Source organism: Paenibacillus sp. sg306046 (genome assembly GCF_059821225.1).
Genome location: NZ_JCAMRT010000101.1, coordinates 1 through 597, shown reverse-complemented (window position 1 = coordinate 597; position 597 = coordinate 1). Strand labels below are relative to the sequence as shown.

The window sequence follows — 597 nt, the reverse complement described above, 5'->3', positions numbered from 1 at the left end:
AGTAAATTTTCACCCAGCCGTTTAACCGCGCGTTCAGGTCATGGACCGGGAAACGGACGACACGCGTATTTGCACCCGTATCCACATTCACGCGATCGGTTTCCACCAACGCGCCTTCGCGTTCTGTTTTAAACGACAAAATTTCTGCGTGCTGCTTCAATTTAAACGAGATGTACTTCTGATCCCCCGCCACGGTCAGCTTTCCGCTGTCCTTGTCCACATAATCGTACATAACGGAGTTGTCAGAAGTTCCTTTTTTGTAAATATGAAATGGAATGGCATATTCGCCGTCCGGAAGCTGGCTTCCTCCGCCTCCGCCAGGCACAGTCACAATCACAGATGCTTCAAAAGCTGTCACAGCCTGCTGTAGCGCAGCTGCAGCTGCATCTACGCTTTGCTGCGGCGCTACCGCGTTGTTTGCCGTTACTTTAGCTTCATCAATTGCCGCTTGCAAAGTGCTCTTCGCGCCTGTCGGATATTGCCCGACTGCGTTGCCTTCTACTGCTGCATCGTGCTTGCTTTGTACCGACGTGATCAGCGCCTGCAGGCTGGCTTTATCTGCCGCCGACAGCTTCAACCGGATCTTATGATCCATTT

Annotated in this window: 1 protein-coding gene; it reads right to left on the bottom strand. The window is 51.9% G+C overall.

Features of this window, described 5'->3' with window-relative positions:
• On the bottom strand, positions 1 to 597 hold a 597-nt coding region (locus tag AC6ROY_RS25475), incomplete at both ends, for an NEAT domain-containing protein (protein WP_500103357.1).